This is a genomic window from Arthrobacter senegalensis (assembly GCF_059091765.1).
This window is the reverse complement of the sequence record NZ_JBNHGZ010000004.1, coordinates 241,636-258,488: the sequence shown is the minus strand read 5'-3', so window position 1 is coordinate 258,488 and position 16,853 is coordinate 241,636. Positions and strand designations below refer to the sequence as shown.

Here is a 16,853-nt window from a genome sequence, read left to right as displayed (position 1 = left end):
TCATTTCTTGCCGAGGGTGGTGAGGGCGGGATGCTCCAGCCGGTCCGCCAGCACCCGCTGGTGCCAGCGTGCCAACGGGCGGACCGCAGCCCCGTCAGGGGTCAGGCTGTCGAGAGTGAACCGGGCCGTGATGGTCAGCAGGTAGCCCAGTACCAGCGCGTCCAGTACCGCGGGGTCGCGGGCGGGGTCCGGCCCGGCGCTGCGGGCGACTGCCTGTGCCAGCGCCGGACGGCAGTCGACGCCGAGAGAGCTGCGCGCGGCGGCCATCTGGTCGACCGCCCGCAACACCGGGTGGACCAGGTAATGAACGACGTCGCTGCCCAGCGGGACGTCGTGAGCGTACCGTTCCCAGTCCCAGACCAGGGGCGCTCCGGCGGTGGCAGCCAGATTCCAGGCGCCGAAGTCGCCGTGCCACGCTCCGAGGGGCACGTCCAGGCCTGCAAAGCGCTCGCCGTAGGCATCGGCCAGCTCCGGCAGCACGCTCTCGCTCGTGCCGTGCAGCGTCGTCAGCTCCCGCCGCAGCCCGGTGAACCAAGGGCCCGACTCGGCGGGGCAGGATCCGATGGTACCGGTTGCAGCGATAGCGGCCGCCGCCGCAACCGGGACCCCGTTCTGTACCCGCCGCCTGTCGGCGCGCAGGGCGGTCATCAGCAAGACCGCGTTGCCGCGCCAGTTGCCGTGGTGAATCACCTCGGGCACTGCGAAAGAGGCCGACCGGTGACTGGCCAAGGCGCGCAGCGCGCTGTGCTCATGGTCCACGAGGGCGTTCGTCAAGCCGTTGAGTCCCACCTTGGCGAATCCAATCTCCCGCCCGTCTGCCGTGTGGACGTTCAAGACCGGTTTCCGGTTCGCCCTCGCGGAGCCTACGGAGAGGGACAGCATCACCGGGGCGCCGACGACGTCGGCCAAGTAGTCGCTGATGGATCCGGACCCGGGGGAGACGTTCAGCCCGTAGGGCATCAGCGCCCCGCCGACCGGTGACGTCAGCAGCTTGGCGAGCAGCCACCGCTGCGCCGAACGGCTGAACGAGTCATTGGCGCTGGGGCGGTTTACCGCGTCTACTGCCGCCGCCCTGGAGTGGGCCGGCACCAGCAGGCGCGGCCGTCGCGGGCCGGGAACCAGGCGGAAGGCGTGCCGTCCGGGCCCGACGGGGCCGGCGCTGACGCTGGAATCCGGGAACAACTGCTCCACGGTGGACACCAGGTCCTCCAGCGCCGGGCTGTTGCGGATTGTTTTCATGAAACCGGCTCTTTCGTTGGCTGCTTGCGGCGGGTGGCCAAAGGGTGGTGGGGCGGAGGCTGCTGCTCCAGTTCCCGCCGCCACAGCAGGCCGATGCCGATCATCAGGGTCATCAGCGGGGCGGCGATGGTGTCGTAGAACGGCAGCACGCAGAGGAAAAAGAGGAAGACGTAGAGCATGGCGGCCGAGTCCCGGTCGCGTGTCCGCAGCGAGGGCAAATACCTCCGGAAGATGAACCAGAGGAACAGGAACGCACCGAGTACCCCCGTGCAGAAGATGAGGTACCAGAGCGCGCCTTGGGTGCCCAGCTGCGGCGGCGAACACTGGCTGCAATCGGCGGTTGCGCCGGCCGCGATGGAGTAAAAGTTGTTCTGTTGGGTCCGCGGGGCGCCAAAGCCGATGACGGGCGAATGTTCCAGCATGGTGGAGATGCTTCGCTTGGCCAGATTGAACCTGCCCTGGTTGCTGTGTGGATTTTCCAGGCGTGCCTGCACCAGGTAGCCCAAAGGAGTCAGCAGCACCGCCATCAAGGCGGCCACGAATGCGGCGGCCATCGCAATGAGAACCACCACTTTGCCGCGCACCGCCATCCGTATCCCGGCCGCCAGGGCCAGGACGGCGAGACCGAGCCACAGCGCGCGGTTGAGCGAAAAGACAACCGGCGGCACCGAAGCCACCAATACCGCGGCCCAGAGCGCGCGCTGCCACCAATTCCGCACGTACGCGTAGGAGAGCATAAAGAACGGCAGGAACATGCCGAAGTTTGCGCCCCAGGAATTCGCATACTCGAACGGTGCCTTCGGCCGCGGGTTGTCGAATCCCAGAATGCCCTGCACTTGGGCCAGGCCGGGGTGGATCAGGCCGTTCAGGAACGCGTTCGAGGCCAGCTGGGCCGGCAGTACCGCCTCGAGCAGTGACGGAAAGTCCAGCCGCGACAGGAACTGTCCGGCATATCCGCCGAGAACGGTGATGACGAACATCCATGCCATCAGCAGCACGATGCGCCTGCGGGGAAGTTCCCGCTCGGAGGTGTTGCCGATGTAAAGCATGACGATGGTTACCGCCACAAACCACGCCATACGGTAGGCCCACGGCAGGAAGCGCACGGGTCCTTCTTCGGGCAGCAGCCCGGGGACGGGAATCCAGAGCACGACGACGCCGATGGCAGCCACCGCCAGGAACAACCACCAGATCCCGAAACCGTGCGGGAGCAGCACTGCGCGCCGTCGCAGCAGGTGATAGCCCAGGGGAGCCGCCATCAGCAGGAAACCCAGCACCCCGAATCCCAGGAGCCACCACACGGGAAAACCGGCAAAGAACAGCACGAAGGGCCACGCATGCAGCGCCACCCGATTTTTTGCCCCCAACATCAAGATGCCCCCTGTGCCGTTATTTACCAGGACCATTCCCAGCCGTAAGCGCCCTCGAAGCCGCCCATCCGGAACGAAGCCGAGCCGTTGCCCTCCGGGACATCGAGGATGATCAGCCCCTCGGCGTCACCGCCGGGATTCACCGGGTTGGGCAGTAGATCGGCCTCGGGCACGCAGCCCGCGCTGTTGCCGACTGGATCCACCACCTGTTCGCCGTCGCCGTCCCAGGCACGGAAGTCGTGCACCGACATGGCGAAATAGGGCCAGCCGGATTCGGGCAGCTCGGGGTGGGCCTTCACCGAGAAATGGATGGCAACGAATTGCCCGTTGATGCTCGGCAGGGCGGTGTCCGCCGTGCACGTGAAATCGGCTTGGATTTCACTGGCCTCCATCTCGGCGAACTTCTTGCCGGTTGGTTCGCCGAGCACTCCCGCCTCCCCGACTTCCGCCGGCAGGTTGCCGTGGTCGTTGAGGTCGAGTTCAGCCAGTGGATCCTTTGGGGCGGCAGCGTCAGGCCTGTCCTTCTTGGCGGCTGGGTCAGGCGTTTTTTTCTTGGCGGCATCTGCCGTGGCCGAGGGCGACGGTTTCGCCGTCGCCTCCTCCTTGTTGCCGCTGCCGGGCTGTGTTGCCTTGGCCGGAGTCCCGCTTGCCCTCCCGCCCACGGTGGGCAGGTCGGCCGCCGCTGGATCGGCACCACCGCTGCACGCGGACAAGGCCACAACCAGGCCGAGCGCGGCACAGCCACGGGCCATCGTTCGTTTCATTCTTCCCCCCAGATGAACCTCAAGAACGAGGCTGGCGTACCCCGGAGCCAACGCGCCGGGGAACGAAGCTGACCCGATCGTATGGCCTTCATGTGGGAAGAAAAAGGTTTCAAATACCCGACTCTTTCCCACACCGTTACCGGGGTGGGAAAGACCGGGTATTCGGCCCGTAGCGGACAAGGGGAATTCGAGTAGTGCGAAAGAAGAACTGGTAGCCGCAGGCCCCCGCCGAGTGTTTCCCGTTTGTTTGATCCCCGGCAATATTGGTGCAGCCTAGGGTCTTTTCTTTGATCCCGATTTGCATGTCCGGGATACCGAATGAGGGGCCGCAGCTATTCCGCCGCGAAAGCGGAAACGGGGGAGAACAGGAATAAACAATGCGAAGACTCTTATCCATATTTACGGGACTACTGCTGGTCGCCGGCATGGGATTGGCAACGACCGGGGCGGCCGTGGCCGCCGACGTTAGCCACACCCAGGTGGTGCGGGCGAACCCGGTCAACTACACGCCGCACGTGCTCGACGGCATCGTGTTCTCCATCGCGGAAGCGGGGGACATGATCATCCTGGGCGGCTCGTTCACGCGGGTGCAGGCGAGCACGGGAGGCCCGGAACTGGTCCGCAACCGCATCGTCGCGTTCAACAAGAACACCGGCGCGATCAGCAACTCGTTCGCACCGGACTTCAACAGCACGGTCCGCAGCGTGGTGGCATCCGCGGACGGGCAGTCCGTGTACGTCGGCGGGCAGTTCGGAACCTTGAACGGGGCCAGCGTGCAGAAGGTCACCAGGCTCTCGGTGAGCAACGGGGCCCGCGTCACCGGCTTCAATCCGGGGCAGATCAACTCGGTCGTGCACGACATGAAGTTGGTGGGGAACCGGCTGTTCATCGGGGGTGAGTTCGACAGCATTGGCGGGCAGCAACGCAGCAAGCTAGCCGAGCTGGATGCATCGTCCGGCGCGCTGCGTCCCACCGTAAACTTCGAATTCGTCGGCGGCGCGACAGGCACCGGCGACGCCGGGATCAACGTCTTCGTGCACAAGTTCGACACCACCCCGGACGGGAACACCATGTTCATCACCGGGCACTTCGCCACCGTCAACGGGGCGGATCGAAACCAGATCGCGAAAATCAATCTCGCCGGTGCGACTGCTACGGTGGACCAAAACTGGCACACGGACCGCTACGATGCCCGCTGCAACTTCCAGCGGGCTTACTATGTGAACGATCTGGACTTCGCCCCGGACGGGTCAAACCTGGCAGTCTCGACATTTGGCGGCTATGGCTCCGGTCCGCCCAGCCTCTGCGACAGCATCGCGCGCTGGGACACCGCCGCCTCCGGCCAGCAGCTCGACCCGACCTGGATCAACTGGGTCGGCGGCGACAGCATCTATGCCCTGGAGCATGTCGGCGCGCACATCTACTTCGGCGGGCACAACCGCTGGACGAACAATCCGTTCGTGGGTGACGCGGCGGGACCCGGTGCGGAAGTCCGCGAAGGCATTGGCGTCATCAGTTCCGCCAACGGCATGGCCTTGGCGTGGAATCCCGGACGTGACCGCGGTCGTGGAGTCTTCGACCTGCTGGCCACGGCCACCGGCCTGTGGGTCGGGTCCGACACCGATCGCATCGCCAACTCCCAGTACCGGGCCAGAATCGCGCATTTCCCGCTGGCAGGCGGCTATGCGGCGGCTACGGCAAGCGCACCGCGGCTTCCCGTGGATGTCCTGAAGTCGGGATCCGGCGCTGTCCAGCAGGTCTACTTCGACGGCCGCAGGGCCACTCCGGTCACCGGGGTGCCCTCCGGCAACGTGGACTGGGCCAATGTTCGCGGCGGCTTCGTGGCCGGCGGTTCGCTCTACCTGGCCATGGCCAACGGGACCATGGAAAAGCGGTCCTTCAACGGAACGCAGATCGGCGCGGCCGAGCAGGTCAACCTGCGGAACCTGGACAGGACCGACCTGGCCACGTTCGGCCGGCAGACCTCCAGCTACAAACTGGCCAACCTGGGCCAGGAGCTGCAGGGCATGACCGGCCTGTTCTACTCCAACGGACGGATGTACTACACCGTCCAGGGCCAGCCCAACCTGTACATGCGGTATTTCGAACTGGACACCGGCACCATCGGCGCCCAGCAGCACGTCATCACCGGCGCAGCCGCCGGCGTGGACTGGCGCAACGTGAGCGGCATGTTCCTGGCCGGAAACACCCTGTACTGGGCCTCCGCCAACGGCAACCTCAATGCGGTGAACTGGACCGAACCCGTCGGCCGCGATGGCCGGGTGTCCGGCACCACCGCGGCGGTCAGCGGCCCGGGCCTGGACGGCGCTAACTGGGCCGCCCGGTCGCTGATCGCACGAACCAGCACGTCCGCTCCGCCGCAGAACCAGGCGCCGGTCGCGTCGTTCACGGCGGAGTGCAACGGGTTGAGCTGCGTCTTCGACGGCTCGGGGTCATCCGATCCTGACGGTACGATCGCATCTCATGCCTGGCGGGTCGCGGGCGGACCTTCGGCCACGGGCGAGGTGTTCTCGCACACCTTCACCGCGGCTGGCAGTTACGGGGTGACCCTGACGGTGACGGATGCCGCCGGTGCAACCGCGTCGGTGACCCGGACGGTGACCGTATCGGGTTCCTCGCAGCCCGATCCGTCCGCCAAGGTTGCGTTCGTGGGTTCGGTGGCCAGCTCCAATACCGGCTCGGCCATGAACCACAGCGTTCAGTTGCCGGCGCAGGTAGCGGCCGGCGACGTGCTGGTCGCGGCGTTCTCGGCGAACTCGGCCACGGTCGGTTTGACGCCGCCGGCGGGGTGGACCCTGACTGCGGAGGTAGGGACGACGTCCATGCGCTCGGTGCTGTACTCGAAGGTTGCCACGGCGCAGGATGCCGGGGCGACGGTGACGGTACGCACCGCCGACTGGGCGCGTGGTTCGCTGGCGGTCTCGGCCTACCGCGGGGCACAGATCAGTGCCGCGTCCTTCGGGTTCGAGCGGGAAACCGTGAGCCGGGCAACCCACACCACTCCGGTGATGACTGCCGCGGCCGGTGACTGGGTTCTGTCGTACTGGGCGGATAAGACCGCTTCGACGACGTCCTGGACGGCACCTGCCGGCGTGACGATCCGCCAGACCGGCGCCGGGACGGGCACCGGACACCTGAGCTGGCTGGTCGCCGACAGCAACGGCCCGGTGTCCGGTACCAGGGCCGGTGGCCTGACCGCTACCGCTGACAGCGCCACCGCCAACGCCGTCATGGGCACCATCGTCATCCGCCCGGCGACGCCGTAGCAACAACTGGCAGCAAACAGACCCCGCCGGCTCACCAGCCGGCGGGGTCTGCCTATGTCAATAGGCCGTCGTCCGCCTCGATGGCCGAAAGGGCGATGTCCTTGTAGCCGACCGATTCGAACAGGATCGTGATGCGGTCCGGCTGGGTGCCCATGACGATGCCGGGCCCCCACTCGCGGTGCTTCACCGGACGCTGGATCTCGTAGCCCTCCGGCATCTCAGCTTCCCGCGCTTCAACCTCCGTTTCGGACGTGGCCTCGCAGTTGTCGCAATTGCCGCAGTAGCCGTCCGTCTCCTCGCCGAAGTAGTTCAGCAACCAGTCGCGGCGGCAGTGATCCGTCTCGGCGTAGCCGCGGGCCATTTCAATCCGCGACTCGTCGATCCGGTGCCGCGCGTCGGCTTCTGCCAGTGCCTTTTCCGCGGCGGAAGCGGGGTCCGCGCCGCCGACCGCCCGGTAGCCCTTGCGGTTCACGGTGATGCTGCCGCTGTGCTCCAGGAAGTTGAGCAGGCGGGATTGTTTCCGCTGCGACAGGCCGGTGTGTTCGCGCAGCGCCGCGGGCCGGAGGGGGCCGTGGTCCCGGACGGCGCTGAAGACACCCGCGAGCTCATCGGGGTCGGGGGCGCCGCCGGCGAAGAACCGCTGCAGGCCCAAATCCTCGGACCGATAGTGCAAGATGGTCCGCGCCGGTTCCCCGTCCCGGCCTGCGCGGCCGATCTCCTGATAGTAACTGTCCAGCGAATCCGGGATGTCGGCGTGCACCACGAACCGCACATCCGGCTTGTCGATCCCCATGCCGAAGGCGGAGGTAGCCACGACCACGTCCACCCCGTTCGCTTGGAAACGCTCATGGATCGCCTCCCGGTCCGCGGCCGTCCGGCCTGCGTGGTAGGCGTCGGTCCGCAGGCCGCGCTCGGCCAGCTCGGCGGCGTATCTCTCGGTGTCCCTGCGGGTGGCCGTGTACAGCAGGCCGGGCCCGCCGAGTTCTGCCACCTGGTCCACCACGGCCCGCCGCTTGCCGCCGTCCTCGTGATGCCGCAGGACCTGAAGGTGCAGGTTCGGCCGGTCGAAACTCTGCACGTTGATGAACGGGTCGTGCATGCCCAGCCGGTCGACGATCTCCGTCCGCGTGTGCGGTGATGCGGTGGCGGTCAGCGCGACGACCGGCGGGTGCCCCAGCCGCTTCACCACCGAGGTCAGCATCAGGTAGTCGGGCCGGAAATCGTGTCCCCAGGACGAGATGCAGTGTGCCTCGTCCACCACCAACAGCGAGATGTCCTGTTCGGCCAACCGCCGCAGGGTTTCTTCACGGGCCAGTTGTTCGGGCGCCAGGAACAGGAACTTCGCCTCCCCGCCGGCCACCGCGTCCCACGCCGCCCGTTCCGCGGAGGACCTCACGTGCGAATTCACCGCGAAGGCCCGCTGCGCGCCCAGATCGGCGTTGATGGCATCCACCTGGTCGTGTTGCAGCGCAATCAGCGGAGAAATCACGACGGCGGTGCCCGGCAACGCCACGGCAGGAACCTGATAGATGGCGGACTTTCCGTGCCCGGAGGGCATCACGGCCAGGACGTCCTCACCGCGGGCGGCCGCCGCCATGGCGTCCAACTGCCCCTCGCGGAGGACGTCCCAGCCGAAGGATTCTTCGGCCACCTTGCGCAATTCGTCGTGGTCGGGCGTTTGGGAATGTTCGGGCATCAGGCTCCTGCAGGTCGGGTCAATGACGGGGTTCCAGTTCGTTTCTAACGAATCCGCAGGGGTTTGTATATAGCCGATAAGGGCGGACCGACGACAGTTTCGCCGCCGCCCGCGGTGACCGGGGCCCGCGGGTAAGGCATGGCTCAGGTGACCCCGCACCCGCTGAAGTGGGATGATTAGCGCAGACTTGTCTTGCGTATTGTCGGCCAATAGCGGGACAAACCGGTTCCAGCCATCGATCCAAGGAGCACCCCAGGTGTCTGTGGTATCCACCCCCGCAACCCTCAAGCATGCCGCCGGCATGATCGACAACGCTGAAGCGCGGCGCATCCGCAACGACTTTCCCATCCTCGACCAGCAGGTGAACGGTTCGCCGCTGGTGTACCTGGATTCGGGCGCCACCTCGCAGAATCCGCTCTCCGTCATGGAGGCCGAACAGGAGTACTACGAACAGCGGAACGCCGCTGTGCACCGGGGTGCGCATATGCTGGCCGTCTCCGCCACCGACGCTTTCGAGAACGCGCGGGAAACCGTCGCCGGTTTCATCAATGCCGGCATCGACGAGGTGGTCTGGACCTCCAATGCCACCGAAGCCATCAACCTGGTCGCCTATGCCTTTTCCAACGCCAGCGCCGGCCGCGGCGGGGCGGCCGCGTCGCGTTTCGCGCTGGGGCCCGGCGACGAGCTGGTGGTTACCGAGATGGAGCACCACGCCAACCTGATCCCCTGGCAGGAGCTCGCCTTCCGCACCGGCGCCACCTTGCGCTTCATCCCGGTGGACGACGCCGGTGCGCTGCGCCTCGACGAGGCGGCGCACGTCATCGGCCCGCGCACCAAGGTTGTGGCGTTCACCCATGCCTCCAATGTGCTGGGGACCATCAACCCGGTGGAGGACCTGGTGAAGCTTGCCCGCAAGGCGGGCGCCGTCGTCGTGCTCGATGCCTGTCAGTCAGTGCCGCACATGGCCGTGGACGTGAAGGCGCTGGACGTGGACTTCGCCGCCTTCTCCGGGCACAAGATGCTCGGTCCCACCGGCATCGGCGTGCTGTACGGCAAGGCGGAGCTGCTCAACGCCATGCCGCCGTTCCTGACCGGCGGCTCCATGATCACCACCGTGACCATGGAACAGGCAGACTATCTGCCGTCCCCGCAACGCTTCGAAGCCGGGACCCAGCGCATCTCGCAGGCGGTGGCGTTGGCCGCGGCGGTCGACTACCTCCAGGAGACGGGCATGGACCGGATCCATGCTTGGGAGGCCGAACTGGGGCAGCGGCTGGTGGCCGGACTCTCCGCCGTCGACGGTGTCCGGGTGCTCGGCCCGGCCGCCGGGGCCGAACGGATCGGTCTGGCCGCCTTCGACGTCGAGGGGGTCCACGCCCACGATGTCGGCCAGTTCCTGGACGACAAGGGCATCGCCGTGCGCGTCGGCCACCACTGCGCGCAGCCGCTGCACCGGCGCCTCGGCCTGGTGGCCACCACCCGGGTCAGCACATATCTGTACAACACCACCGACGATGTCGACGCCTTCCTGGACGCCGTCGCCGGGGTCCGCCCGTTCTTTGGAGTTAACTGACGTGAGTGCTGAACTGCAGCAGCTGTACCAGCAGATCATCCTGGAGCACGCCAAGAAACGGCACGGGGCGCCCCTGGCGGATCCGCCGCCGGGAGACAAGTCCGGCGAGTCGCACATGCTCAACCCCACCTGCGGCGACGAAATCACGCTCCGCGCCGCCGTGCACGAGGACGGCGCCGCGACCATGCTCTCCGACGTCAGCTGGGACGGGCAGGGCTGCTCCATCTCGATGGCCTCCGCGTCGGTGCTGAGCGACCTGGCGCAGGGCATGGAGCGGGAGGAGCTGCTGAAGGTGGTGGACAGCTTCCGCGAACTGATGCGCTCGCGGGGGAGTGTTGAGGCCGACGAAGAAATCCTCGGCGATGCGGCCGCGTTTTCCGGCGTCTCCAAGTATCCGGCGCGGGTGAAGTGCGCCATGCTCGCCTGGGTGGCGCTGGAGGAAGCCTTGCTGGCGGCGAACTGACCGGATGCACAAGGGGCCGGGCGGCGCGTCATGCGCCGCCCGGCCCCTCCTGTGGCCTCTAAGCGTGGTGCCTAGCCCGCCAGTCCGCGGGCGCCGATCACCAGCGTGGCGATGCCCAGGATCATGGAGGTGGTCGCCTTCATGAATTCCATGGTGAAGTAGCGGGTCATGGCGCCCTTGTCGTCTGTGGAGCGGGGATCCTTCCACACACGGACAAGATGCGGGGCCCAGACAAGCAAAGCCCAGACGCCGGCAAGGATCAGCACCCAGGCCAGGACAGCCGGAATATTCACTGCAGCGGCTCCCGGATCAGGCGCGGCCGGACAGCCAGGCCTCGGCCTGCTGCGCCTGGATGTTCAAGGCCTTGCCGAGCATCGGCTCGGCGGCGGCGGCGATCTTGCCGCCCAGGAACGGGATCGAAGACTTCACGTCTCCGCTGAGGTCCACCCGCGTGGAGCCGCCGTCGGCCACGAGCTGCTGGACCGCGGTGACGTCCACCGGGGCACCGGCCACCTTCATGCTGACGTCGGCGGTGCGGGAACCGTCGGCCGCCGGCGCCTGCCACCGTTCGGTCTGGGTGACGGTGAGCGAGTCACCGAGCATCTTCTTCGCGATCTCCGGCAGCCGCGCGCTGGGAACCTTGCGGACCACGGTCAGCGTGAAGGCGCCCGCAACATCGCCGTCGCGCTGCACGGACTCCAGCGTGCCGCCGACCAACTCGCTGATGTGGCGCAGGAACGCCTCGTCGGTGAAGGTTTCGGTGACCTTGGCTGCGGGATAGGGCAGGGTGGTGGAAGCGCTGAGCGCCATGAAGACTCCCGGTTTGTCGGAACTGGTTGGGCCAGCATCCATCCTACTGTGCGCGGTAAAGTTGGTCCCTGACCCTCAGTTGCGCCGGATCCAGGTGCGCCGAACTGGAGGGTATTCGTGTTGCGCCCGACCGGAAGAAGATGGAACACAATGAGCCTGAACGGACTGCGCACAGCCCTCGCCCAAGACGAATCGTTCGCGAAGGTACGGCTGCAGTCGGCCCGGCCCGTGGCAGAGCGCAGCGAGGATCTGCAGATCGGTGCGCCGCCCGGGCTGCGGGCCGCCCTGCTGGCCGAAATGGTGCAAGGGCTGGAGGCGGGCGCCGGCGAGGGGGCCGCGCCGGGCGACGGGTCCGGGCCCGGCGTCGTGCTGGCGGTGACGGCGACCGGGCGGGAAACCGAAGACCTGGCGGCGGCGCTGCGCAGCTACTTGCCGGATGAGTCGATCGAGGAGTTCCCCAGCTGGGAGACGTTGCCGCATGAGCGCCTGTCGCCGCGGTCGGACACGGTGGGCCGCAGGCTATCGGTGCTGCGCCGGCTGAAGCACGACGACGGGGCGGCGCCGCTGCGGGTGGTGGTGGCGCCGGTGCGCGCGGTGCTTCAGCCGCTCGTGCAGGGACTGGGGGATTTGCAGCCTGTCTCGCTTACGGTGGGCGACGAGGTCGCCTTCACCGACGTGGTCCGGCGGTTGTCCGAAGCCGCCTACGCCCGGGTGGACATGGTGAGCCGGCGCGGGGAGTTTGCCGTGCGCGGCGGGATCTTGGACGTCTTTTCGCCCACTGACGACCACCCGGTCCGGATCGAGTTCTTCGGCGACGAGGTCGAATCGATGCGCTGGTTCGCCGTTGCCGACCAGCGCTCCCTGGCCGGGGAGAACGTCAAGCACCCCGCCCAGCTGTACGCGCCGCCGTGCCGGGAGCTGTTGATCACGCCTTCGGTCATGAGCCGCGCCGCCAAACTGAAGGGGCAGATGCCGGCGGCGGCCGACATGCTGGAGAAGATCGCCGGGGGCGTCGCCGTCGAAGGCATGGAATCGCTGTCGCCGGTGCTGGTGGACGCCATGGTGCCGTTCATCGGGGAGCTTCCGCCCGGTTCCATCGCCGTCGTCATCGAACCGGAAAAGGTGCGCGGCCGCGCCCATGACCTCGAGACGACGAACGACGAGTTCCTGGCCGCCGCGTGGGCGACGGCTTCCGAGGGCGGGGACGCACCGCTGGACCTGGCGCTGCAGGGGGATCTGGAGCAGGCCGGCTTCCGGTCGCTGGGGGACACCCGGGCTGCGGCCGCGGAACAGCAGGTGTCGTGGTGGTCCATCACTTCGTTCAATCCGGACGACGAAACGGTGCTGGACATCGACACGTTGACCATCGCGGCCAGGGAACCCAGGGGCTACCAGGGCGATGTGGCCGAAATGATGGAGTTCATCGGTTCCCGCGTGCGCGACCAGTGGCGTGTGGTCGTGGCGACCGAAGGCCCGGGCCCCGCCGCCCGCATGGCCGAACTCTTCCACGATGCCCAGATCCCGGCCTCCCGCGTCGAATCGCTGGAGAACGAGCCGCAGCCCGGGATCATCGAAATCACCACGGCCAGCACGGGCAAGGGATTCGTTTTCGACGGGCTGAAGCTCGGCCTGCTGACCGAAGCCGACCTGCTGGGCCGGGCCACCGCACGCTCTACCAAGGACATGCGGAAGATGCCGTCGCGGCGGCGCAACGCCGTGGATCCGCTGCAGCTGACCGAGGGCGACTATGTGGTGCACGAGCAGCACGGCGTGGGCAAGTTCATTGAACTGGTGCAGCGCTCCACCGGTGCCGGACCCACCAAGGCCATGCGCGAATACCTGGTGCTGGAATATGCCTCGTCCAAGCGCGGCGCCCCCGGGGACCGGCTGTTCGTGCCGACGGACCAGTTGGACCAGGTCACCCGGTACGTGGGTGGCGAGACCCCCGTCCTGTCCAAGATGGGCGGCTCCGATTGGGCCAAGACCAAGAGCCAGGCCCGCAAGGCGGTCAAGGAGATTGCAGGCGAACTGATCCGGCTGTACTCGGCCCGGATGGCCTCCCGGGGGCACGCCTTCGGACCGGACACCCCGTGGCAGCGCGAGCTGGAAGAAGCCTTCCCCTACATCGAGACGCCCGACCAGTTGACCACCATCAACGAGGTCAAGGCGGACATGGAGCGGGAAGTCCCGATGGACCGGCTGATCTCGGGCGACGTGGGCTACGGCAAGACCGAGATCGCGGTGCGGGCCGCGTTCAAGGCGGTCCAGGACGGCAAGCAGGTCGCCGTCCTGGTTCCCACCACCTTGCTGTCCCAGCAGCACTTCGAGACGTTCAGCGAACGCTTCTCCGGGTTCCCCGTTAGGGTCAAGGCGTTGTCCCGCTTCCAGACCCCCAAGGAAGCCAAGGACACGATGGAAGGCATCAAGAACGGCAGCATCGACGTCGTCATCGGAACGCACCGGCTGCTGTCCAAGGAGGTCCAGTTCAAGGACGTGGGACTGGTCATCGTGGACGAGGAGCAGCGCTTCGGCGTCGAGCACAAGGAAGCGTTGAAGAAGATGCGCACCAACGTGGACGTCCTGGCCATGTCCGCGACGCCGATCCCGCGCACCCTGGAGATGTCCCTGACCGGCATCCGCGAGACCTCCACGCTGGCCACCCCGCCGGAGGAGCGCCATCCGGTGCTGACCTATGTCGGCCCGTACACCGACAAGCAGACGACCGCTGCCATCCGGCGCGAGCTGATGCGCGAGGGCCAGGTCTTCTTCGTGCACAATCGGGTGTCGTCGATCGAGCGGCAGGCGGCGCGGATCCGGGAGCTGGTGCCCGAGGCGCGGGTGGAAGTGGCGCACGGGCAAATGAGCGAGTCACGGCTGGAGCAGATCATTGTTGACTTCTGGGAGAAGCGCTTTGACGTCCTGGTCTGCACCACGATCATCGAGACCGGGCTGGATATTTCCAATGCGAACACCCTGATCGTTGACCGGGCGGACCGGTACGGCCTTTCCCAGCTGCACCAGCTGCGCGGGCGGGTGGGCCGCGGACGGGAACGGGCGTACGCCTATTTCCTGTTCGACGCAGAGAAACCACTGGGCGAAGTTGCCCTCGAGCGGCTGAAAGCCGTGGCCGCGCACAACGAGCTGGGCGCGGGCATGCAGCTGGCACTGAAGGATTTGGAGATCCGTGGCGCGGGCAACCTGCTGGGCGGGGAACAGTCCGGGCACATTGCCGGCGTCGGTTTTGATCTTTACATCCGGCTGGTCGGCGAGGCGGTGGCGGATTTCCGCGGCGAAACGGAGCAGAAGGTCGCCGAAATGAAGATCGAACTGCCCGTCAACGCGCACCTGCCGCACGATTACGTGCCGGGGGAGCGCCTGCGCCTGGAGGCCTACCGGAAGCTCGCCCAGGCAAGTACACACGAAGCCATCGACGAAGTGGTGGCCGAGCTCACCGACCGCTACGGCGAGCTGCCCGAGCCCGTCCGGAATCTCGTGGCGGTGGCGCGCTTCCGCGTCGAGGCCCGCGCCGCCGGGCTGACCGACGTGGCGGTGCAGGGCAACTTCATCAAGTTCGCGCCCGCGGCGCTGCCGGAGTCCAAGGTGATGCGGCTGAACCGCATGTACCCCGGGTCGCAGGTGAAGCCGGCGCTGGACTTCATCCTCGTCCCCAAGCCAAAGACCGCCCGGATCGGCGGCAAGGACCTGGCCGACCTGGCCATCCTTGAATGGGCGCAGGGCGTCATCGACGCGGTGTTCAAGGAGTAACGGCGCGGGTGGCTAGGCCGCCAGCGCCGCATACCGGCCGTCGGCGTCGAGCAGGGACTCGTGCGTTCCCTGTTCGACGATCCGGCCGGCCTCGAGGACGGCGATCTGGTCGGCATTCCGAACAGTCGAGAGCCGGTGGGCGATGGTGATGGTGGTGCGGCCGGCGGCCAGCCGGTCGAAGGCCTGCTGGACAGCGTGTTCGGTCTGGGTATCCAGTGCGCTGGTTGCCTCGTCCAGCACCAGCACCGGGGGATTGCGCAGCAGGGTCCGGGCGATGGCAATCCGTTGCTTCTCGCCGCCCGAGAACCGGTGCCCGCGGGACCCGACGACGGTGTCGTAACCATCCGGCAGCGCCGCGATGTGGTCGTGGATTTGGGCGTCCCGTGCGGCCTGCTCGATGTCGGCATCGCTGGCATCCGGCTTGGCGTAGCGCAGGTTCTCCCGCACCGTGGTGTGGAGCAAATAGGTGTCCTGGCTGACCACTCCCACAATGGCGGCCAGGTCGGCCAGGCGCAGGGAGCGGAGGTCGACGCCGTCGATGGTGACGCGACCTTCCGTCGGATCCTGTAGGCGGGCCACCAGGGCGGCCAGGCTGCTCTTTCCGGATCCGGTCGGGCCGACCAGGGCCAGGGTGGAACCGGCGGGGACAGTCAGGTCCACATGCTCGATGGCCGGTGTCCCGCTGTCCGGATAGCTGAAGCTGACGTTCTCGAAGCGGACATGGCCGGCGACCTTCGACGGATCCACCGGGGCGGGGGAGGCTGGCTCGGCGATCTCCACCGGCAGGTCCAGATACTCGAAAATCCGGGCGAAGAGCGCCAACGAGCTGGTGACGGTGATCGTCACGTTCAATAGTCCGAGCAACGGCCGGAAAAGGCCGCCCTGCAGCGCCGTGAACGCCACTACCGTGCCGATGCTGATGTTCCCTGCCGCCCCCGGCAGGCCGGCGGCGAAGTAGATGACGGCGGGGACGGCGGCAAAGATGATGCTCATGGTTGCCATCCGCCAGCGCCCGGCCAATTCGGAACGAAGTTCCAGGTCGGTCAGCCGCTCCGACGAGGCGGAAAACCGGGCGGCCAGGTCGTCTGCGGTGCCCAGCGTCTTACTCAGCTGGATTCCGCTGACCGAGAGCGATTCTTCGATGGTCACATTCATGTCGGCCAGTTCCCGCTGGCGGCGCGCGGTCAGCTCCCGGCGCACCTTGGCCACCTTGCGGGTCAGCACAACGGCCGGCGGCATGACCAGCAGCGAGATCAGTGACAGCTGCCAGGACAGCGCCGCCATGGCCACTGCCGTGGCGACGACGGTGGTCAGGTTGGTGGCAATCCCTGTTGCGGTCGAGGTGACCACCGATTGCATGCCGCCGATGTCGTGTGTGATGCGGGACTGGATTTCCCCGCTGCGTGTCCGCGTGAAGAAGCCGACGGACTGGCGCTGGAGGTGCGCGAAGACCTCGGTCCGCAGGCTGTGCATGACGCGTTGGCCCACCCGGGTGGCAATCCACGTCTGCAAAACGCCGAACAGGGCCGTGACCGCAGCGACAACCAGCATCCCGGCGGTCAGCCAAGCCAGCAGCGGGAGCTGCTGGCGGGGCAGGGCCGTGTCGATCACCGCGCGCAGGAGGAACGGCGAGGCCATGGCGGCGGCAGAGGAAGCGACGATGATGCAGGTGACGAGGGCCAGTTGTCCCCGGTACGGGCGGAACAGGGCGGCGATCCGCTTTAGCGGTACGTGCCGGGCTTGTTCTTTTTCTGCGGCCGTCGGCTCCCTTACGGGCCCGCGGCCGGCGGGCATTCCGAAGGTTTCCGTCGGAACCACCTCGATCCGTGATGAAGGGGGCAACGTGCGCCGCCCGCATTGCTGAGGTTACCTCAATATGAGGTTAC

Annotated in this window: 11 protein-coding genes; 4 read left to right on the top strand and 7 right to left on the bottom strand. The window is 67.2% G+C overall.

The window, feature by feature from the left end:
* The 3 genes from AC5RVG_RS14085 to AC5RVG_RS14075 are packed head-to-tail and all read right to left on the bottom strand — an operon-like array spanning position 1 to position 3,505.
* The gene (locus AC5RVG_RS14085; protein WP_494014309.1) at positions 1-1,239 is read right to left on the bottom strand and encodes a hypothetical protein; all 1,239 of its coding nucleotides are present in this window, start codon (positions 1,237-1,239) and stop codon (positions 1-3) included.
* Positions 1,236-2,609, bottom strand: a complete 1,374-nt coding sequence (locus AC5RVG_RS14080) for an O-antigen ligase family protein (protein ID WP_494014308.1) — start codon at positions 2,607-2,609, stop codon at positions 1,236-1,238. Before AC5RVG_RS14080 ends, AC5RVG_RS14085 begins: the two co-directional genes overlap by 4 nt.
* 23 nt (positions 2,610-2,632) lie before the next feature.
* Complete coding sequence (locus tag AC5RVG_RS14075; RefSeq protein ID WP_494014307.1) at positions 2,633-3,505, bottom strand: hypothetical protein; 873 nt, start codon at positions 3,503-3,505, stop codon at positions 2,633-2,635.
* A gap of 245 nt (positions 3,506-3,750) precedes the next feature.
* Here AC5RVG_RS14075 and AC5RVG_RS14070 point away from each other — a divergent pair, with 245 nt between their 5' ends.
* Positions 3,751-6,660, top strand: coding sequence for a PKD domain-containing protein (locus tag AC5RVG_RS14070; protein ID WP_494014306.1), 2,910 nt, complete (start codon positions 3,751-3,753; stop codon positions 6,658-6,660).
* Between the two features lie 52 nt (positions 6,661-6,712).
* Here the strand turns inward: AC5RVG_RS14070 and AC5RVG_RS14065 are convergent, their stop codons facing one another.
* Entirely contained in the window at positions 6,713-8,356 is a 1,644-nt protein-coding gene (locus tag AC5RVG_RS14065) for a RecQ family ATP-dependent DNA helicase (protein ID WP_494014305.1), read from the bottom strand.
* Between the two features lie 256 nt (positions 8,357-8,612).
* Between AC5RVG_RS14065 and AC5RVG_RS14060 the strand changes: the two genes are divergently transcribed.
* Positions 8,613-9,929 (top strand): cysteine desulfurase, encoded by a 1,317-nt coding sequence (locus AC5RVG_RS14060; RefSeq protein WP_494014304.1) that lies wholly within the window; start codon positions 8,613-8,615, stop codon positions 9,927-9,929.
* A 1-nt stretch (position 9,930) separates the two neighbouring features.
* A complete protein-coding gene (gene sufU / locus AC5RVG_RS14055; protein WP_494014303.1) occupies positions 9,931-10,392 on the top strand; it encodes a Fe-S cluster assembly sulfur transfer protein SufU in 462 nt (153 codons plus the stop codon).
* Between the two features lie 71 nt (positions 10,393-10,463).
* On the opposite strand, the gene AC5RVG_RS14050 is transcribed toward sufU, so the two are convergent.
* Positions 10,464-10,685 carry an SCO4848 family membrane protein gene (locus AC5RVG_RS14050; protein WP_494014302.1) on the bottom strand — a complete coding sequence of 74 codons (222 nt, stop codon included), beginning with the start codon at positions 10,683-10,685 and terminating at the stop codon, positions 10,464-10,466.
* A gap of 16 nt (positions 10,686-10,701) precedes the next feature.
* Positions 10,702-11,202, bottom strand: coding sequence for a DUF2505 domain-containing protein (locus AC5RVG_RS14045; protein ID WP_494014301.1), 501 nt, complete (start codon positions 11,200-11,202; stop codon positions 10,702-10,704).
* A gap of 150 nt (positions 11,203-11,352) precedes the next feature.
* On the opposite strand from AC5RVG_RS14045, the gene mfd reads away from it, so the two are divergent.
* On the top strand, positions 11,353-14,967 hold the full coding sequence (mfd, locus tag AC5RVG_RS14040; protein WP_494014300.1) for a transcription-repair coupling factor: 3,615 nt from the start codon (positions 11,353-11,355) through the stop codon (positions 14,965-14,967).
* A 12-nt stretch (positions 14,968-14,979) separates the two neighbouring features.
* On the opposite strand, the gene AC5RVG_RS14035 is transcribed toward mfd, so the two are convergent.
* The gene (locus AC5RVG_RS14035; protein ID WP_494014389.1) at positions 14,980-16,761 is read right to left on the bottom strand and encodes an ABC transporter ATP-binding protein; all 1,782 of its coding nucleotides are present in this window, start codon (positions 16,759-16,761) and stop codon (positions 14,980-14,982) included.
* Positions 16,762-16,853: the final 92 nt, after the last annotated feature.